At 30.3% G+C, this 18,789-nt stretch carries 19 protein-coding genes; 10 read left to right on the top strand and 9 right to left on the bottom strand.

Annotation, left to right across the window (positions count from 1 at the left end; all coding sequences use genetic code 11):
* Genes WHD08_RS07470 through WHD08_RS07450 form a run of 5 tightly spaced genes read left to right on the top strand, consistent with a single transcriptional unit; the run spans nt 1 to nt 2,946 of the window.
* A complete protein-coding gene (locus WHD08_RS07470) occupies nt 1–585 on the top strand; it encodes a hypothetical protein (protein WP_208888668.1) in 585 nt (194 codons plus the stop codon).
* Nucleotide 586: 1 nt separating this feature from the next.
* On the top strand, nt 587–1,381 hold the full coding sequence (locus tag WHD08_RS07465) for a phosphatidate cytidylyltransferase (protein WP_208888669.1): 795 nt from the start codon (nt 587–589) through the stop codon (nt 1,379–1,381).
* Nucleotides 1,382–1,383: 2 nt separating this feature from the next.
* Nucleotides 1,384–2,040: a phosphatidylserine decarboxylase family protein gene (locus WHD08_RS07460; protein WP_208888670.1), complete on the top strand. Its 657-nt coding sequence runs from the start codon at nt 1,384–1,386 to the stop codon at nt 2,038–2,040.
* Nucleotides 2,041–2,045: 5 nt separating this feature from the next.
* Entirely contained in the window at nt 2,046–2,312 is a 267-nt protein-coding gene (locus WHD08_RS07455; RefSeq protein WP_165732844.1) for an acyl-CoA-binding protein, read from the top strand.
* Between the two features lie 4 nt (nt 2,313–2,316).
* Nucleotides 2,317–2,946, top strand: coding sequence for a YceI family protein (locus tag WHD08_RS07450; RefSeq protein ID WP_165732843.1), 630 nt, complete (start codon nt 2,317–2,319; stop codon nt 2,944–2,946).
* A gap of 6 nt (nt 2,947–2,952) precedes the next feature.
* Here the strand turns inward: WHD08_RS07450 and WHD08_RS07445 are convergent, their stop codons facing one another.
* Nucleotides 2,953–3,828: a TIGR01777 family oxidoreductase gene (locus WHD08_RS07445; protein ID WP_208888671.1), complete on the bottom strand. Its 876-nt coding sequence runs from the start codon at nt 3,826–3,828 to the stop codon at nt 2,953–2,955.
* 124 nt (nt 3,829–3,952) lie between these two features.
* On the opposite strand from WHD08_RS07445, the gene WHD08_RS07440 reads away from it, so the two are divergent.
* Nucleotides 3,953–5,077, top strand: coding sequence for a vWA domain-containing protein (locus tag WHD08_RS07440; RefSeq protein ID WP_208888672.1), 1,125 nt, complete (start codon nt 3,953–3,955; stop codon nt 5,075–5,077).
* A gap of 60 nt (nt 5,078–5,137) precedes the next feature.
* Entirely contained in the window at nt 5,138–6,604 is a 1,467-nt protein-coding gene (locus tag WHD08_RS07435) for a magnesium chelatase (RefSeq protein WP_208888673.1), read from the top strand.
* A gap of 567 nt (nt 6,605–7,171) precedes the next feature.
* Here WHD08_RS07435 and WHD08_RS07430 read toward each other — a convergent pair.
* Nucleotides 7,172–7,756: a YdeI/OmpD-associated family protein gene (locus tag WHD08_RS07430; protein WP_208888674.1), complete on the bottom strand. Its 585-nt coding sequence runs from the start codon at nt 7,754–7,756 to the stop codon at nt 7,172–7,174.
* A 265-nt stretch (nt 7,757–8,021) separates the two neighbouring features.
* On the opposite strand from WHD08_RS07430, the gene WHD08_RS07425 reads away from it, so the two are divergent.
* From WHD08_RS07425 to WHD08_RS07415, 3 genes are read left to right on the top strand one after another with little or no spacing between them, the layout of a single operon-like run.
* Nucleotides 8,022–10,121, top strand: coding sequence for an HAD-IIB family hydrolase (locus WHD08_RS07425; RefSeq protein ID WP_208888675.1), 2,100 nt, complete (start codon nt 8,022–8,024; stop codon nt 10,119–10,121).
* 4 nt (nt 10,122–10,125) lie between these two features.
* Nucleotides 10,126–11,400 carry a glycosyltransferase gene (locus WHD08_RS07420; protein ID WP_208888676.1) on the top strand — a complete coding sequence of 425 codons (1,275 nt, stop codon included), beginning with the start codon at nt 10,126–10,128 and terminating at the stop codon, nt 11,398–11,400.
* A gap of 3 nt (nt 11,401–11,403) precedes the next feature.
* Nucleotides 11,404–12,285 carry a carbohydrate kinase family protein gene (locus tag WHD08_RS07415; protein WP_208888677.1) on the top strand — a complete coding sequence of 294 codons (882 nt, stop codon included), beginning with the start codon at nt 11,404–11,406 and terminating at the stop codon, nt 12,283–12,285.
* A 76-nt stretch (nt 12,286–12,361) separates the two neighbouring features.
* Here WHD08_RS07415 and WHD08_RS07410 read toward each other — a convergent pair whose 3' ends face one another.
* From WHD08_RS07410 to WHD08_RS07380, 7 genes are all read right to left on the bottom strand, one after another.
* Nucleotides 12,362–12,919: a hypothetical protein gene (locus tag WHD08_RS07410; protein WP_208888678.1), complete on the bottom strand. Its 558-nt coding sequence runs from the start codon at nt 12,917–12,919 to the stop codon at nt 12,362–12,364.
* Between the two features lie 145 nt (nt 12,920–13,064).
* Nucleotides 13,065–13,619: a hypothetical protein gene (locus tag WHD08_RS07405; protein ID WP_208888679.1), complete on the bottom strand. Its 555-nt coding sequence runs from the start codon at nt 13,617–13,619 to the stop codon at nt 13,065–13,067.
* A 228-nt stretch (nt 13,620–13,847) separates the two neighbouring features.
* Entirely contained in the window at nt 13,848–14,537 is a 690-nt protein-coding gene (locus tag WHD08_RS07400) for a hypothetical protein (RefSeq protein WP_208888680.1), read from the bottom strand.
* 142 nt (nt 14,538–14,679) lie between these two features.
* Nucleotides 14,680–16,005 (bottom strand): M28 family peptidase, encoded by a 1,326-nt coding sequence (locus WHD08_RS07395; RefSeq protein ID WP_208888681.1) that lies wholly within the window; start codon nt 16,003–16,005, stop codon nt 14,680–14,682.
* Nucleotides 16,006–16,154: 149 nt separating this feature from the next.
* Entirely contained in the window at nt 16,155–17,105 is a 951-nt protein-coding gene (locus WHD08_RS07390) for a succinylglutamate desuccinylase/aspartoacylase family protein (RefSeq protein ID WP_165732832.1), read from the bottom strand.
* Nucleotides 17,095–17,970, bottom strand: coding sequence for a 30S ribosomal protein S6--L-glutamate ligase (gene rimK / locus WHD08_RS07385; protein WP_165732831.1), 876 nt, complete (start codon nt 17,968–17,970; stop codon nt 17,095–17,097). The genes WHD08_RS07390 and rimK overlap by 11 nt, the downstream gene beginning before the upstream one ends.
* Nucleotides 17,970–18,407: an ATP-dependent zinc protease gene (locus WHD08_RS07380; protein ID WP_165732830.1), complete on the bottom strand. Its 438-nt coding sequence runs from the start codon at nt 18,405–18,407 to the stop codon at nt 17,970–17,972. Before WHD08_RS07380 ends, rimK begins: the two co-directional genes overlap by 1 nt.
* Nucleotides 18,408–18,789 lie beyond the last annotated feature (382 nt).

Genomic DNA, 18,789 nt, shown 5'->3' with positions numbered 1-18,789 from the left:
ATGAATTTTTTTAAAAAGCTATTCAACATACCCAATAAAGAAGAAAATGACATCCAAAGACAAGAAGTAGATCTTTCTTTGGATGATCTTTTTGTACATAATTTCCTTGAAAAAGGAGGTAAGTTTTTATATTGTTTAAAAGAAAGTGAAGTTGTAGAGAATTTAAAGAGCATTTTAAAAGAGAATAATTGGAATCAATTAACACTTTTAGATGACAAGTTATCTGCCTTTTTAAACAGACATGAGGTGGCAATGAATAGAAATTTCAATTCAAATTTTCCTGTTTTCTTGAATTGTGAGCATTTGATTGCAGATAATGGAGATATTTTATTTTCATCGAAACAATTAAAAAGTATTAAGTTGTCAGAAATGCCTCAAAATTTTATAGTTTATGCAACTACGAGTCAGTTGGTTAAAGATATGGGGCAAGGTTTAACGGGTATTAAAATTCATCATAAGAATGATTTACCAACCAACATTTCTGCCATAAAAAATTATAACATTCATAAAAATGATGATAATTTCTTAAACTACGGAAACAGTAACTCAAAAAACTTATATTTGCTGCTATTAGAAGATTTATAATATGAGTAACCTTTTAAAAAGGAGTCTTTCAGGCATAATTTACGTTTTAATTTTTATATCAGCGATTCTTTTTTCTAAAGAATCGTATGTGGTTCTAACAACTATTTTTGGATTGTTGTGCGTTTGGGAGTTTTCTAAACTCATCAACTTTAAAGGAATGATAGGGTATATTTTCTTTTGTTTTACATTGTTCTTAATGTTAAAAAGACCAGAAAGTTATGCCGTAATTATTATTTTAGGAATTACTATAATTTCATCGTTATCTCTAATCTATTACTTATTTACTAAAAAAGAAATTACTTTTTCTAATGATAGATCTAAATCTGGTTTACTGATTAGATATCCTGTTTTTTCTATGATTTTTTTAATCCTTTTACCTATTTGTAAAGATGGTTATAACCCTCATTTAATAATTTCTATTTTAATTATGATTTGGGTAAATGATAGTTTTGCTTTTTTAGTGGGTAAAAATTTTGGAAAACGAAAATTGTTTATTTCGGTTTCTCCAAAAAAGACACAAGAAGGTTTTTTAGGAGGTTTGGCTTTTGCTTTAATAGCTGCCTTTATAATTAGTAAATTTAATACCGATTTTACAGTAGTTAATTGGTTAGTTATAGCTGTTATTGTTAGTGTAATTGGTACGATTGGAGATTTAGTAGAATCTAAATTTAAAAGACAAGCCAATATTAAAGATAGTGGTACTATTATGCCTGGGCATGGTGGTATTTTAGATAGATTGGATAGCTTGTTATTTGCAGCACCATTTGTATATTTGTATATTAATTTTATAATTTAAGTATGATTCGTTTTCACAAAGAAGGGTATAAAATAATTGTTATTACCTTTATAATAACAATTGTAGGTGTATTATTAGCCGATAATTTAATTAATATACCTTGGCTTGTTAAAGTAATTCAAGTTATATTACTTGCTTTTTTAGTAATTGTGCTACAATTTTTTAGAAATCCTAAAAGAGTTGCTGCTTTAAATGATAACATAATAGTTGCACCGGTAGATGGTAAAGTAGTTGTTATAGAAGAAGTAGAAGAACCAGAATACTTTAAAGGAAAAAGATTACAAGTGTCTATTTTTATGTCTCCTATTAACGTACACGTTACTAGATATGCCATGAGTGGAGTTGTAAAATATAGTAAATATCATCCAGGTAAATACTTGGTTGCATGGCACCCGAAAGCATCTACAGAAAACGAAAGAACTACGGTAGTAGTTAATAATGCAGCTTTTGGTGATGTTTTATATAGACAAATTGCTGGAGCTTTGGCAAAAAGAATTGTCAATTATGCAAAGGTTGGCGATACAGCAGTACAAGGAGCAGATGCAGGTTTTATAAAATTTGGTTCTAGAGTAGACCTTTTTCTTCCATTAGGTACAAAGCTAAATGTATCTTTAAATGACACAGTAAAAGGTGGGGTTCAGATAATTGCAGAAAAATAACACATATGGAATCTGATTTAGATAAAGAGTTTAACGAAGCTTTCTATAGGATTTCTATGCTAGAAGAATCGATTGCTCCAGACATTATGCTAAAATTTTATGCTTATAACAAGCAAGCAAATTTTGGTAATAAGTTTTCTTTTAATGATGAGCATAACGTTAGAAGTGCTTTTAAGTTAAATGCATGGATGCAATTAAACGGCATGAAATCTGACGTAGCAAAACAAGAATACATTAATTTAGCAAAAACAGTTTTAAATACTAAACAATAACATTATGAAAAGAGTCGTAGTTTTATCATTATTAATGATTGTAGCATTTAATTTTTCATCTTGTAAATCAGATAAAAAATCTGATGAGAAAAAAGAAGATACAATTAAAACTAAAACAAGTGCAGTAGCTTTTTCTTTAGAGGAAGCAAAAAATGAAATAAACTTTGTAGCTTATAAGACTACAGAGAAAGTACCTGTAGGAGGTCAGTTTAATAAAGTTGACATAATTTCTGGAGGAGAAGGAAGTTCTATTAAAGAAGCTATTAATAATACGGAGTTTTCAATTCCTGTAAGTAGCATTTTTACAAAAGACACGAGTAGAGATTTTAAAATTCAAAAATTCTTCTTTGGTGTGATGGACAATACAAAATTACTTTCTGGTAAATTATTAATAACTGATGATACCAATGGTGTTGCAGAAATTAAAATGAACGGAGTTACAGAGAATGTAGCTTTTACTTATACAATAGAAGGAAAGGTTTTTAAGATGGAGGCTACTATGGATATTACCAAATGGAATGCATCTGAGGCTTTAGCATCATTAAATACAGCTTGTTTAGAATTGCATAAAGGAGCTGATGGAGTTTCTAAAACATGGAGTGATGTGGCTTTAAATATCACATCTACTTTCTAAGAAGCATTATAAATTATTCAACGCTTTTTTAAGTGTTTCAAATCGAAAAGAATATCCGTTCTTTTCGATTTTTTTTGCCGAAATTTTACTGCCTTCTAGTAATATTTTTGCCATATCTCCAAACACAAGCTTCAAAATAAAACTGGGAACTCCAATTCCTATATAAGGTCTTTTTATGCTTTTAGCTAATTCCTTAGTAAAGGTTTTACTAGTGTGATGTTCTGGAGCAACTGCATTAAAAACACCTTCTAAATCATCTTCAACAGCTTTAACGTAGATGGCACACAAATCATCTAAGTGAATCCAAGGCAAAAATTGTTTTCCAGAACCTAAAGGAGTTATAATAGGTGTTTTCATTTTGTCTAATGCACCGCCTTTATCTGTTAAGACAACACCAGTTCTTAAGATTGTTACCGGAATGTTTTTTGTTGAAAATTGCTGTGCGGCGTTTTCCCACTTTAGGCAAACATCACCTAAAAAATCATTAGCTGCTTTATCGCTTTCCTCGTATATTTTATCATTAGTGATCGCTCCGTAATAACCAACTCCTGATGCAGAAATAAAACCTTTTAATTCGATTTTTAATTCGGTTATTTTATCAAAAAGTAAATTGGCGGTTTTTACTCTACTATCAATTATTATCTGTTTTCTTTCTTCTGTCCAACGTTTGTCGGCAATTCCTGCTCCGGCTAAATGAATGATATAATCTGAGTTTACCAGCGCTTTTTCATCAACATAATTAGAAGAGATGTCCCATTTAAATTCGTTTTCATTTTTGGGACTTCTGCTTAAAATTACTACTTCATGATTTTTATCAATTAGTAATTTTGATAATCTTTTGCCGACTAAACCTGTACCACCTGTTATAATTATTTTTGCCATAATGTAAATATAATTATTTTTTGTTTAATGTTTTTAAAATATTATAAAACAAATTTATGCATGCATATAATAAAGCAATGTTAATGTTTATTTTTCATCCGTATAAAACTGTACTTTTATAGTAATGAAAAATAATAATAAAAGAAAAGGTTTTGTTTTTAAAACTTACGAAGCGGTACATCAATCTCCTTTCGAAAAATTATTTGAAATTTTTAAGGAGTTGATAACACATACTTTTGGCGATTTTGATGAAGCCATAGATTGGTTGCGTTCTTTAGATAAAGAATATAAATTGACCGATGAAAATTATACCATTGATGATTTTATAGAAGATTTAAAGAAGAAAGGCTATATAAAAGAAGAAATAAAAGGTGATGGAACTGGGGGTACAAAAATTACTCCCAAAACTGAACGTGCCATTCGTCAGCAAGCGTTGAATCATATTTTTGGGAAAATAAAAAGAAGTGGTGCTGGTAACCATAAAAGTAAATCTCCAGGAATAGGAGATGAGCATACGGGAGATTTAAGAGCGTATCAATTTGGGGATGCCTTAGATAAAGTTTCGGTTACAGAAAGCATCAGGAATGCTCAAATAAATAACGGAATTGATAATTTCAATTTAACTGAAAACGATTTGGTGGTGGAAGAAACCATGCACAAAAGTCAAATGAGTACCGTTTTAATGATTGATATTAGTCATTCTATGATTTTATATGGTGAAGATAGAATTACTCCTGCCAAAAAAGTAGCCATGGCGTTGGCAGAATTAATAACAACTCGTTATCCTAAAGACACTTTAGATATTATTGTTTTTGGAAATGATGCTTGGGCTATTAAAATTAAAGATTTGCCATATTTACAAGTAGGACCATATCATACAAATACGGTTGCAGGTTTACAATTAGCGATGGATTTACTCCGAAGAAAACGAAATACTAACAAACAAATTTTTATGATTACCGATGGAAAGCCAAGTTGCTTGCGTTTGCCAGACGGACAATATTATAAGAATAGTAATGGTTTAGACAAATACATTGTAAACAAATGTTATGCAATGGGGCAACAAGCAAGAAAATTAAACATTCCGATTACTACTTTTATGATTGCACAAGATCCGTATTTAATGCAATTTATAAAGGCATTTACAAAAGCAAATCAAGGAAAAGCATTTTATACAGGTTTAAAAGGCTTGGGAGAAATGATTTTTGAAGATTATGAAACCAATAGAAAAAAGAGAATTAGAGGATAGAAATAAGTGACAAAGTTGCAAAGTAAAAAGTTGCAAAGTTTGTTTCAAAGAAAAATATATATGAGCATAAATACGATAAATTCATTAGGTGAATTAAAAGCATCAGGATATAAATCTAAATCAATTAAAGATGAGTTAAGAGAAAATCTGATTGTTAAAATAAAAAATAAAGAAACTGCTTTTAAAGGAGTTCACGGGTATGAGAATACGGTAATTCCGGAATTAGAAAGAGCTATTTTAAGTAAGCATAACATTAATTTATTAGGATTAAGAGGACAAGCAAAAACACGTCTGGCTAGATTGATGGTCGATTTATTGGATGAATACATTCCGGTTGTTGCTGGTTCTGAGATTAACGACGATCCTTTACAGCCAATTTCTAGATTTGCTATTGAGCTGATTAAAGAAAAAGGAGATGAAACACCTATTTTTTGGTTGCATAGAAATGAGCGTTTTGTAGAAAAATTAGCAACGCCAGATGTAACTGTTGCCGATATTATTGGTGATGTAGATCCTATAAAAGCAGCCAATTTAAAATTGAGTTATGCAGATGATAGAGTAATTCACTACGGAATGATTCCACGTGCAAACAGGTGTATTTTCGTAATTAATGAATTACCAGATTTACAAGCTAGAATTCAGGTGGCACTTTTTAATATTTTACAAGAAGGTGATATTCAAATTAGAGGGTTTAAATTACGTTTGCCTTTAGATATGCAGTTTGTGTTTACAGCAAACCCAGAAGACTATACGAATAGAGGAAGTATTGTTACCCCTTTAAAAGATAGAATTGGTTCGCAGATTTTAACGCATTATCCAGAGGATATTGAAACAGCTAAAACAATTACACAGCAAGAAGCAAACAAGGTAGGTTCTCAAAAGGATTTTATAGCAGTACCCGAATTGGCAAAAGACTTGTTAGAGCAAATTGTTTTTGAAGCTAGAGAAAGTGAGTTTATCGATGCCAAAAGTGGTGTGAGTGCACGTCTAAGTATTTCTGCTTTCGAAAACTTATTAAGTACTGCAGAAAGAAGAGCGTTACTTTCTGGTGATGATAAAACAATGATTCGCTTAAATGATTTTGACGGAATCATTCCTGCTATTACAGGAAAAGTAGAGTTGGTTTATGAAGGAGAGCAAGAAGGTGCACAAGTAGTGGCAGAGACCTTAATTAAGGATGCGATTAAAACGTTGTTTCCAAGTTATTTTCCGGAGATAAAAAAGTTAGAAAAGCAAGATGAAGAATCTCCTTATGACGATATTATTTCTTGGTTTTTTAATGCTGATGAAGATTTCGAATTGTTAGATGAACATACAGAAGCGCAATACAAAGCAGAATTAGACAAAGTAAAGCCTTTAGATGCTTTTCTTAAAAAACACCAACCAAATATGAATGAAGTAGATGCGTATTTTGTAAAAGAGTTTATTCTTTGGGCATTGGTAGAGTTTAAAAAACTAAGCAAATATCGTTTTGCAGAAGGTACTCAGTTTAAAGATCCTTATGGAAACTTTATAAGCGGCCTGTAAGTTTTAAAGACACTTTAGATATGAATGTTAAATTGAGCTTGTGGAAACTTTTTAAAAGAACTTCGGCAAGCTCAGTTTGGCATTCTTTGTTTTAATTAGTTTTTTAGATGAAGAATTAATGTATTCCTAAAAACTGTTCAAAATACAATCTGTACTGTTTTTACTCAGTTTTGTCATTTCGACCTAAAGAAGAAATCGCATAAGGCTTCTTTTTTTTTATATGAATTTTAATTTTGTACTCAAAAAAAACTTCGACAAGCTCAGTTAGACATTCTTAGGTTTAATTGTTTTTTTAGATGAAGAATTAAGGTATTGTTAAAATACAGTTCAAAATACAATCTGTATTGGGTTCACACAGTTTTGTCATTTCGACCTTAAGGAGAAATCACATAACACTTCTTTTTTTTTTGTTTGCTATATGAATTTTAATCTTATGCTCAAATAAAACTTCGATAAACTCAGTTTGATATTCTTAGGTTTAATTGCTTTTTTAGATGAAGAATATAAAAGTATCGTAAAAAACAATTCAGCATACAAATGTCAGTCTGAGTTTTTTGAAGACCAAAACTACCTATTTCCTCTAGATTTTTTATTTGCCTCACATAATTGAATAATCTCCATAATTCTTTTTTGCCTAGTGGCTTCTCTCTTTGCTTGATGTATCCAATATAAGTACTGCTTTTTATAACTAGGAGCAAAATTGCTAAAATTGGTAAAATTGGTAAAAGCTATTTCATTTTTATCAAAGGCAAGTTTTAGGTCATTAGGAATGATTCCTTTTTCTACTTCATCTAATGCTGTCCAAGAACCATTTAGTTTTGCAATTTCTATAATATCTAATCCACTTTGGTGCATTAAATTATCAGCAATTAAATTTTGTATATAATTTTTATTTACAGCACTCCAAACACTTTTTTCCTTTCTTGGACAGAAATATTGCCTACGTTTACCTTCTCCTAAACTTTTTACAGTGGCGTCTATCCAACCATAACACAAAGCAACTTTTACAGCTTCTTCCCAACGCATAGATTCCTCTTCATTTTCTACTTTATAAAAAATAAGATAAATACCTGTTGATAAATTATGATTTTTGGACAGCCAAAAGCGCCATTCAATATCATTTTTAAAGTAAAATTCTTCGATTTCATTCATAATTTAGAACACTAAGAGCAACTTGTTTCTTTTTTATCCAATTAGTATTAATTGAAATTTATAATTAAAGCGTGTTGTTTACATAGGTAGGTAAAATAAGAAAATAATTTTTATCATTCTCTATTTAGTATTTTTTGATAGTCATAATTATCACAATCATAAAAATGGCGGAACAAATAACGATAGATTGCTCAAGTTTTGGTTGTCCTTAAATTTTTAATTAAATTCAGTGTTATTAATGATTCTCTCATAAAAACACAATGAAATGACTGTAAAAAGCTTAAAAAATGAAAATAAAATAAAATTATTGTCCTTTGATATTGATAATACTTTAATTGACTTTCATACCTATAAAAGTAACTTTAAAAAAATATGGGAAAAGTATCATGATCAGAACGATGTGCTTTTAACATATAATACCGGTAGATTAATAGATGACGTCTTAGATTTAATAGATAAAGAGGTGCTTCCAGAGCCCGATTATATTATTTCTGGAGTAGGTACACATATTTATAATTTTAAAAAAGGTGCTGTCGAAAAAGAATTTAATGATGTTTTAGATGACGGTTGGAATTTGGAATCTGTAGAAAATATCATTCAAAAAATCAAACACCCTATTAGTGATCAACCAACAAAATTTCAACATTCTTATAAAAGAAGTTATTTCTTTCATGATGCGAGTAACGATCTTATTGAAAGTATAGAGCAAGATTTTGCAGATGCAGATATGGATGTGAATATTGTGTATTCTGGCAATAAGTTTTTAGATGTTTTGCCTAAATGGGCAAACAAAGGAAATGCTTTGCGTTGGCTGTTAAGAAGATTAAAATTTAAATCTGATCAGGTTTTAGTTGCTGGAGATAGTGGGAATGATTCCGCAATGTTCGATTTAAAAGATGTGTCTGGAATAGTGGTTGCAAATGCACATGATGAATTGTATCTGTATACAAAACATAAAAAAGTTTATCATACAGAAAAAGAAAAAGGAGATGGTATTATAGAAGGGTTAATTTTCTATGAAATATTACCAAAAGAGGCGCTTGAAGATACAAATATTGATCACTCTGATGATTTTTTTATCAAAAAGGAGAAAGAAAATATTGCGCAAGAAGATACCGATGAAAAAGTTGCTTTAATTAAAGAAGGATATGTAAAAGCAATTGAAGCTTTAAAGAAAAATATTACACCACTTGGCTTTTCAGCATGTTCTATAAAGGATAATATTCCAAATGGTACAGATGAAAATTATCATAGTGTTTGGGCTAGAGATGGTGCAATTACAGTAATTGGTTCGTTGTCTTTAATTGATGATGAAGAAATTCATACTTGCCAAAGACAAACATTGGTTACTTTGATAGAGCATATTTCTAGAAACGGACAAATACCTGCAAATGTTCGGTTAAAAGACCAAGAGCCAGATTATTCTGGAGTGGGTGGAATTTGTTCTATTGATAGTGGAATTTGGGTAGTAATTGCTTTTTACGAATATGTAAATGTTACGAAAGATATTAAGTTTTTAAGAAAATATATTGGAGATATAAAAGAAACTATGCGATGGTTAGGGGCGCATGATAGTAATAATGATGCACTTTTAGAAATTCCGGAAGCAGGAGATTGGACAGATTTATTTGGTAGAAGTTATAACATTTTATACGATGAAATTCTATGGTATAGATCTAATGTTTGTTTCGGACGAATGTTAGAAATGTTAGGAAATCATGAAGATGCAGGAGAGTATATTAGATGGTCTCAGGTAATTAAAAAAGAGATTGTACAAAACTTTTGGCCTTCTACAAAGCAAAAATTATTTCAATCTGTTTCATTTGCAGAAAAACAATTTACTTTAGGAGATACTTCTTATTTAATAGCACAAACAACACCTTTCGATTTTAGCTGGCGTTGCGATACCCTTGGAAATATTTTAGCCTTTTTACACGGAACCATAGATGCTGAAAAAGCGCATCAAACTTTTAAGTTTATGTTGGGGGTTGGAGTTAATGATCCTTTTCCGGTAGCAAATGTATACCCAGTAGTAAGTCCTGGAGATCCAGATTGGAAACCTTATTACACAGTAAATCTTTTGAATTTACCCAACCATTATCATAACGGAGGTATTTGGCCTTTTGTTGGTGGATTCTGGGTGAAATTCGTCAATAAGTTAGGGTTTAAAGACATCGCAATAGAAGAATTACACAAACTAGCTTTAATCAATAAAGAAGGAATTAATGAAGAGTGGGAGTTTACAGAGTGGGCACATGGAACTACAGGGAAACCAATGGGAAAGGCCTATCAAGCTTGGTCCGCAGCGCAGTATATATCAGCTTGTAACGATTTAAAAATAATTAAAACTAAAACTAAAAAATAGAAATATGAAATCAATATTAATGATCTCTTTACATGGATATGTAGGGGCACACGCAGAATTAGGAAAACCAGATACAGGAGGTCAAGTAGTATATGTATTAGAATTAGCAGATAGATTTAGTAGATTAGGTAAACGTGTAGATCTGGTAACACGGCAGTTTGAAGATCAACCAGAATATGATCATGTAGATGAAAATTTTAATGTTTGGAGAATTCCTTTTGGAGGAAAAAAATTCATTAGAAAAGAAGATATGCACGATCATCTAAAAAAATTTGTGACCAATACGTTGGCTGCAATTAAGAAAGAAAATAAAAAGTACGATGTTGTGTATTCTCATTACTGGGATGCAGGTTGGGCAGGACAAAAAATTGCAGAAGAATTAGGTATTTGTCATGTGCATACACCACATTCTTTAGGTTGGTGGAAACAACACTCTATGGGAAGTGATATGGATGAGAAAGAGATGGAGAAAACATATCGCTTTAAAGAACGTATTAGAAAAGAATACTTTGTGTATCAGATGTGTAATTTTGTGATTGCAACTACGCTTCCTCAAGTAGATTTATTAGTACAGCAATATGATGTGTTGTCTAGAAATTGTAGCATGATTCCTCCAGGAATTGATGAAAATAGGTTTTTTCCAGTTCCGTCTAAAGAAAATGATAAAATCAGATTAAAATATGATATCAAACCAACCGATATTTTGGCGTTGGGTAGAATGGCGCATAATAAAGGCTACGATTTATTAATACGTTCGTTACCAACGGTTTTTGAATTATGCCCAGAAGCAAGGTTAGTCGCTGCCATTGGTGGAGATTCTCAGCAAGATAGGGATGGAATAGAGACTTTAAAAGTATTGGCTAAAGAATTGGGTATTGAAGATAAAATAAAGTGGAAAAATTATATTGCTGATGAAGATTTAGCAAATGTATATAGATCTGCAAGTATTTTTGTGATGCCTTCTAGATATGAGCCTTTTGGGATGGTTGCTATTGAGGCAATGGCTTGTGGTACGCCAAGTGTAATAACAGTTCATGGTGGTTTGTGCGATTTAATTGATTTTGGAAATCAGGCTTTATTTGCAGATCCACACAGACCAAAAGAGTTTGGAGCAATGATGGCAATGCCTTTGTTATATCCTAAATTAAGAAACGAAATGTCTGTAGAAGGTGCACGTTTTGCACGTAGAAATTTTGGTTGGACAGGTATTGCTAAAAGAATGTTAACCATTTTTGCGAGTTCAATTAATCAAAGAACATCAGAAACTAATATTTATTAAAGTATGTCTAAAATTGTATGTTTTGGTGAAGTTTTGTGGGATGTTTTTCCTACGCATAAAAAAATAGGAGGAGCGCCTCTAAATGTTGCTGTTCGTTTAAAATCTTTTAAGAATGATGTTGCTATGGTAAGTGCCATTGGTAATGATGAATTAGGAAAGTTGATTTTAAATTACATAAACGATTTAAAAATAAATGCTGATGCTGTCGTCATTTTAGAGGATTATACAACAGGAGAAGTTGCTGTAACATTAAATGAAAAAGGAGCTGCTACCTATGAAATTGTACATCCAAGGGCTTGGGATAAAATTCCGCTTACAACAGCAGCGGCAACATTGGTAAAACAAGCTGATGCTTTTGTTTTTGGGAGTTTAATTACTAGGGATACTGTTTCTAAAAACACGTTGTATCAACTTTTAAAGCTTACTAAATATGCTATTTTTGATGTGAATTTAAGAGCTCCTTTTTATTCAAAAGAAATTTTAGTAGCGTTAATGGAGAAAGCAGATTTTATTAAGTTTAATGATGAAGAGCTTTATGAAGTAAGTGCTTTTTTAGGTTCTCCTTTTCATAATTTAGAACAAAACATACATTTTATATCAGAAAAAACAAAAACAGCACATATTTGCGTTACAAAAGGCGAACATGGTGCTGTTTTATTATATAACAATGCTTTGTTTTATAATAGTGGTTATAAAATTAAAGTAGTAGACACTGTTGGTTCTGGAGATTCTTTTTTAGCATCTTTAATCAGTCAGTTAATTAATGGTTCAGCTCCACAAAAAGCAATTGATTTTGCTTGTGCTGTTGGTGCCTTAGTTGCTCAAAATGAAGGAGCAAATCCTATTATTACAGAAAATGAAGTTGTTCAGTTTAGTGGTTTATAGATTTTTTTTAAATTATTAAAAGCGTATTTCCCTTTTTTATATCTTTCAGTAGGAATGGAAAAAATTTTACAAAATATTAATTTATTAGAATTTTCCCACAATTAATTTCGTGGTTATTGATTGTGTAAATTAGTTCTTCTTTTTGTAATTCAAATCCAGCTCTTACTGTTCCATTTACACCTTTGTTAGAAATAACAACCGCATAAAAAAGATGCGAGCTATTAGGTTTAATTATTGTTCTCAATTTGGATGGTTTATTCATATTTTCTTTAAGAAAATTTATTATATCCAAACCATAATTCGGTAATGATTCTTTCTCAAGGGTCATCTCGTTATTTGGTATATACAAATTGAAGTTTATGTTAGGTGCGGAAGGTATTATAAATGAATTGGCAGAAAAATCTATTTCTAATTCCAAATTGGAAGCCGAATTATTAGATATAGAAGTCCAAAATGTTACATAAACAAATTCTTTTCCGTTTGTTGTTGTAAATCTTTGTCCGCCTTTTGGATAACTATTCTGAACTGTGATATCCTTATTAATAGAATTTTTATATTCAAATTTGGTATGAAAATTTTGTCCTATTATTGTATTTGTGAACAGAAATATAGTAAATACGATAGAGAGTTTCATTAGTTTACCTTTTTTTTCGGCTTACGTACAATGTGTTTCTGTATTGGAAGTTACGTTTTTAATGAACGGCTATTTTCCGAAGGAAAATTGAAGTTTTAGGTAGAACACTAAAATAGCAATTTTAATACATGGTGTTGTTAGTATTTTACTGTTTGACTTTTACTTCAAAATCTATATTCTCAGAATAATAATCTAGGTAAATAAAGATTGGATTTTTCGTGTCAAGTAATTTATAACTTTCCACAATACCATTTTCACTAAAACTTAAATTTGTAAAATTTTCATAAGGATGTAAACAGCTAAACCTGAATAGTGAGAATAAGTTATAAGGAATATTTTTTATTTTCAATTCAGCAATACTTGTTATTATTTTCTTTTTTTTGTTCTTGTATTTAATTAATTTTACTGTTTTTGATAAGCTGTCTTTAGCTATAACTTTAAAATCAAAGACTGTATTAGGTAAATCTCTATAAAATACATTTGAGGTATTTTCATATTTAAATTGATGATGAATCTCTTTTTCATATCCCTCACTTTCAATTACTTTAAAAAAGTGATGTTTTGAATTTTTTAAATCAACAATTTCTCCAATGTTTTTATCTTTAAATTTATATATATATAAGAAATAGCTATTGTCGTTTTTGTTAGAATAAATAATTTTCTGCTTATAGAAACCGTTTTCTGATTTATATTTAGTCAACAAGTTAAATTTATAATTCTGAGCTAAACAATTAACCGAAATCATTAGTGTTAGTATAAGTATAGTTTCTCTCAAATTATTATTATTTAATTACCTACGTTGTTGTATAAACTTTACTGAGTTGCTTAAGTACTAAATTTACTAAATAAAACACGAACTACGAAATTCTATGGGAATTTCCCAAGTGAGCTAAAATCAGTAATAAAATTTATATTTTGTTAGCAATAGTTATATTTTTACGACCTTCATATTATATTTTGTAAAATAATCAAGAATAAATTGTACTTTATCTTTATCAGAATTTTTCATTTTTTTGTAAAGTTGCTTTCCTAGTACTTTTGGGAATTGTTTAAAATCTGATTTAGACTCTATTATATGCAATCCATCCAAATCTTGAAAGTATAATGTTTTGGATTCAATAAATTGATCTTTTTCCAAATCCATATGTGATGGCCATTCTACACTTTCTTCAAAAGATAAAACTTTATTTTTTAGATAAATATAATCATGTAAATATAAATTTAGTTTCCCTTCTTTAAGTTGATTTTCTGAGTTTTCAATTAAAACAGTCATAAAAGCATTTCTTTTTACCGCACGACTAAATGTTTTTATTTTAAATGGTAAGGATTTTAAAGTTAAAGTTTTTTCTTCTGAATTTTTCATTAATAAATATGTGAAATTATCAGGGTTTATTGTTTTTTTATCTCCTTTTTCTGTAATATAGACAAAACCTCTTTGTATTGTTTTAATCGGCAATACTTCACCTTTTATTAGTGTTGTATCATTCTTTTTATTTACTAAATAATAATCTATTGGTTTTTTAATATTTGGATTCAGCTTATCTATACTTTGAAGTGCTTGAGAATAACTTAAGGATATAAATCCTATTGATATAGCAAAGAATAATTTAGTTTTCATAAGTTTTTTATTGAGATTGGTTTAAGTTTTTGATTTTCAATATAAAGTATCAAGAATCACACCAAATTATTTAATAATAGGTGTGATTCTTAAATTCATTTTTTTATTATTGCCAAATGTTAATACTTTAAGCATATAACTACTATCTCATTATCTCATTAGGAAAAACAACTACACTTTCATGTCCATTTTCTCCAACAGCTGCCACACCAAAAAAGAAGTTGTCAATAACAATTTCGCCTAAAGTAAATTCTGTAGTTTCTACATATCTAGAATGATCCCAAGTAGGAGAGGTAGTGTCACGCCAATAAATCTTATAACCTTTAGCTCCATCAACTTTACTCCATTTTAATTTTACAGCAGCTTCTACAATTCCGCCAATAGCAACTTCTTTTGGGGAAGCAGGAGCCCAAGCTAAATTAGCCATTGTAATTGCGTTTACAGCGGTTAGTTTTTTTGCATAGTCAAAATTTACATGCTCAAAAGTATCTCCGTATGCAATACCGTTTTCAGTTCTAATATCTTGATGTTGCTGTGTGTAGTTTTCATGCGCTTCCATAATTCTAATTCCAGCAAAACCTAAGTCGTTAAAAGGTCTGTGGTGTCCTCCGCGTCCAAATCTGTCTAATCTATAAATCATCATAGGATTCATTTCTGGCATATAAGTTTTTACACTTTTATGAATGTATCTTGCCAATTGTCTCGAAATTCCATCGACTTCACCACCATAAAATCTGCGCATTTTTCGTTGGTTATCAGTTTCATTTGCAGGCACCGGTTCCGAGAAGATTCTAAAGCTACGATTGTCGATAACGCCATCTACCCCTTTAATATTACCAATCATATCATTGTTTAAAACACCAATAATATCCCAACCTTTTTCTTTGGCATATTTAGCCAAACCAGCGCCACCAAACAAACCTTGTTCTTCACCAGAAAGCCCTACATAAATAATACTGCTTTCAAATTGATATTTGCTTAATACTCTTGCGGCTTCTATGGTTCCTGCCATTCCGGAAGCATTATCATTTGCACCAGGAGCATCTGTGGTAAAATCCATTGTATCGCTTGCACGAGAATCAATATCACCACTCATAATAATATACTTGTTTGGGTATTTTGTTCCTTTTTGAACTGCCACAACATTTACAACCCACGCATCATGAGGCACTCTTCTATTGCCTTTTTTTGAAACAAAGTCCTTTTGATAAAAGGTGTTTATACAGTTGTTGCAATTGCTAGATATTTTATCGAATTCGGCTTTTATCCAGCGTCTAGCTGCACCAATACCACGAGTTGTAGAAATAGTATCTGAAAAAGTATTTCTTGTACCAAATTCTGTTAGCGTTTTTATATCAGCTTTAATATTATCTGCAGAAATATCGTTTATGATATCGTAAATTTTAAGATCTGTTTGTGCAGAAATAGTAATGGACATTAATAAGAATAAGAGTGTAATTTTTTTCATCTAGAGGAAAGTTTAGATGCCTAATTTACAAAACAAAAAAGAGAACAGATTAAAAACCTGTTCTCTTTTACTATTTTATTTAAAATGCTATAACCTGTTAGAAATCTATCATCAACCTTTAGGTTAAAATATTGCTTGCAGCATGTACATTATTCATCAATACTAACATGAAATAAAGCATCTCCTTTATTTACAATTGGTGTTTTATTAATACAGAAAATATTACAATCAAATGGCGCATAAATTTTCTTTTTAAACTCCCCAAAAGGATCTTGTATTACACCTAATACTTCTTTCTTTTTAACAAAGCTTCCGTTGGCAACTCTAATTTTAAACATCCCAGAATCTGGAGCTCTTAACCATTTTGCCTTATGGACAAAAACAGGGGTTTCTCTAACCGTAATGTCTCCTTCAATAAGTCCTAAACGAATTAATACATTTCTAGTTCCGTTAACACCTTCGTTAATAATTGTAGGGTTTAGTTCCTTAGATTTTCCACCTTCAAAAAGTAAAACGGTTTTACCCATTTTATGCAAGGTGTCTCTAAGTGATTTTGTGATGTTTTCAGAAAAAACAATCATTGGAGGGTTAAAAACCTTTGCCAATTCTAATGCTTTTTCATCGTCTTTACTACATCTTATTTGTGCAATATTATCACGGTCACCACCACCTGTATGAAAATCAATGACATAATCTACCAGTGGTGCAATTTCTTTTGTAAATTGATATGCAAATTGACTAGCTAAAGATCCACTAGCAGAACCAGGAAACATTCTATTTAAATCACGTCCATCAGGAAATTCTCTAGTCTGTATTAAATATCCAAAAATATTAAAAACAGGAATACAAATAATGGTTCCTGTTTTAGGTTTATTAATCTTTAAATTAATAATTTCTCTAATAATTCCAACACCATTTGTTTCATCACCATGTATACCCGCTAGCAATAAAACTACGGGACCAGGCTTCTGAGAACGCTCTATAATTATAGGAACTTTTACAGTGGTTCTGGTATGTAGTTTTGCTACTTCTAAATCTAAAACAGTACGTTTTCCTTCAGGAATTACTTTTCCTAAAAGGATAAAAGGTTTACTCGACATGAATTTCTAAATAACGAATTATTTCTTTCGCAATATTTTTACCTGTTGCTACTTCAATTCCTTCTAAACCTGGAGAAGAATTTACTTCTAATACCAAAGGTCCTTTAGATGATTGTAACATATCTACACCAGCAACACCCAAACCTAAAGCTTTGGTTGCTTTTAATGCAGTTTTTTCTTCTTCATCGGTTAATTCTATGACAGTTGCGTTACCACCTCTGTGTAAATTAGAACGGAATTCTCCTTCTTTACCCTGACGTTTCATAGCACCAATTACTTTACCATCAACTACAAAAGCTCTAATATCTGCACCACCAGCTTCTTTAATAAATTCTTGCGCAATTACTCTTGCACCCAATCCATTAAAAGCCTCTAAAACAGAAGTAGCAGCATTTTTTGTTTCTGCTAAAACCACACCTAAACCTTGTGTTCCTTCCAATAATTTTAAAATTAAAGGCGCACCACCAACAGATTCAACAACGTGCTCTACATCTTTTGTGTAATTGGTGAAAACTGTTTTTGGCAACCCAACACCAGCTCTTGCTAAAATTTGTAAACTGCTTAATTTATCTCTAGATTTTACTAAAGCTTGAGAAGAAACTGCAGAAAATACTTTCATCATTTCAAATTGACGAATAACAGCAGTTCCATAAAAAGTTACAGAAGCACCAATTCTTGGTATAATAGCATCGATGTTTTCTAAATATTCTCCTTTATAAAATATTTTTGGAGATCTTTTTTCAATTTCAATGTTACATTTTAAATGGTCTACAACCATTACTTCATGACCTCTTTTTTCGGCGGATTCTACCAATCTTCTAGTTGAATACAATTTAGGATTTCTAGACAGAATTACAATTCTCATTATATTTTATTTTTTAATTTGTGTGATAAGTTTGACTTTGTAGTGTCTATCACGAATTTTTTATTTAAAAACTTTCTTCCAAGCAAGATCGGGAATTTCATGTCTTTACGTTCACTTAATGTTAAATGAATAGGGAATATTTCGTTGAAAATTACAATTTCAGTTTCCACTAAAAATCTTTTTTCGGAAATTCCATTCGAGCTTTTTACCAATTTAGAAGCGTAGTTTTTTGTAGTAAACTCCTTATTATTGTAAAATGGATGTTCTGGATCTAATAACTTAAACCGGATAAAATTTTTTCCGTCTATGGTTATTTCTTCAATATTAGAACAATGTATTGATGATGTATAAGCGCCAGAATCAATTTTTAAATCGATGTCTTCTAGATGCAGTTCCGGAAAATCGGCTTTATCAATACGACCAATAGTTATTTTCATATATTAATTTAATCAGTTGTAAAATTAGTGATAGTTATTCGATATCTTGATAGAATGAAAAAAAATATAAAGAATTATCAAATAACTAATCTAACTATAAGGTTTTTAAAAATTAGATAAATTTTTGATGTTTTAAAATAGATATAAATATCAATTATATTTGAATACTAAATTTAGATAAATATAGAAAAAAATATAAAACTTTTTCTTGCTAGAGCTATTCTATTTTAGAAAATGGACTATTCGTTTACAACATGGTTAAAATATCTATTTACAATTTTTTGTTTTTATTAATAAATTACAAATCAGTGTGTTAAAAATATAAGTTAAAGAGTTTAAAGAACAGAGGATAGTTCTGTTAAATGTTTTTTTAATGCTGATA

Source organism: Polaribacter sejongensis (assembly GCF_038024065.1).
Classification (GTDB): Bacteria; Bacteroidota; Bacteroidia; order Flavobacteriales; family Flavobacteriaceae; genus Polaribacter; species Polaribacter sejongensis.
This window is presented reverse-complemented; position numbering and strand designations above follow the sequence as displayed.

Bases quoted from the DNA above. Each gene is read 5' to 3' on its own strand.
- WHD08_RS07470 (WP_208888668.1), top strand. From the start codon at position 1: ATGAATTTTTTTAAAAAGCTATTCAACATACCCAATAAAGAAGAAAAT.
- WHD08_RS07465 (WP_208888669.1), top strand. From the start codon at position 587: ATGAGTAACCTTTTAAAAAGGAGTCTTTCAGGCATAATTTACGTTTTA.
- WHD08_RS07460 (WP_208888670.1), top strand. From the start codon at position 1,384: ATGATTCGTTTTCACAAAGAAGGGTATAAAATAATTGTTATTACCTTT.
- WHD08_RS07455 (WP_165732844.1), top strand. From the start codon at position 2,046: ATGGAATCTGATTTAGATAAAGAGTTTAACGAAGCTTTCTATAGGATT.
- WHD08_RS07450 (WP_165732843.1), top strand. From the start codon at position 2,317: ATGAAAAGAGTCGTAGTTTTATCATTATTAATGATTGTAGCATTTAAT.
- WHD08_RS07445 (WP_208888671.1), bottom strand. From the start codon at position 3,828: ATGGCAAAAATAATTATAACAGGTGGTACAGGTTTAGTCGGCAAAAGA.
- WHD08_RS07440 (WP_208888672.1), top strand. From the start codon at position 3,953: ATGAAAAATAATAATAAAAGAAAAGGTTTTGTTTTTAAAACTTACGAA.
- WHD08_RS07435 (WP_208888673.1), top strand. From the start codon at position 5,138: ATGAGCATAAATACGATAAATTCATTAGGTGAATTAAAAGCATCAGGA.
- WHD08_RS07430 (WP_208888674.1), bottom strand. From the start codon at position 7,756: ATGAATGAAATCGAAGAATTTTACTTTAAAAATGATATTGAATGGCGC.
- WHD08_RS07425 (WP_208888675.1), top strand. From the start codon at position 8,022: ATGACTGTAAAAAGCTTAAAAAATGAAAATAAAATAAAATTATTGTCC.
- WHD08_RS07420 (WP_208888676.1), top strand. From the start codon at position 10,126: ATGAAATCAATATTAATGATCTCTTTACATGGATATGTAGGGGCACAC.
- WHD08_RS07415 (WP_208888677.1), top strand. From the start codon at position 11,404: ATGTCTAAAATTGTATGTTTTGGTGAAGTTTTGTGGGATGTTTTTCCT.
- WHD08_RS07410 (WP_208888678.1), bottom strand. From the start codon at position 12,919: ATGAAACTCTCTATCGTATTTACTATATTTCTGTTCACAAATACAATA.
- WHD08_RS07400 (WP_208888680.1), bottom strand. From the start codon at position 14,537: ATGAAAACTAAATTATTCTTTGCTATATCAATAGGATTTATATCCTTA.
- WHD08_RS07395 (WP_208888681.1), bottom strand. From the start codon at position 16,005: ATGAAAAAAATTACACTCTTATTCTTATTAATGTCCATTACTATTTCT.
- WHD08_RS07390 (WP_165732832.1), bottom strand. From the start codon at position 17,105: ATGTCGAGTAAACCTTTTATCCTTTTAGGAAAAGTAATTCCTGAAGGA.
- rimK (WP_165732831.1), bottom strand. From the start codon at position 17,970: ATGAGAATTGTAATTCTGTCTAGAAATCCTAAATTGTATTCAACTAGA.
- WHD08_RS07380 (WP_165732830.1), bottom strand. From the start codon at position 18,407: ATGAAAATAACTATTGGTCGTATTGATAAAGCCGATTTTCCGGAACTG.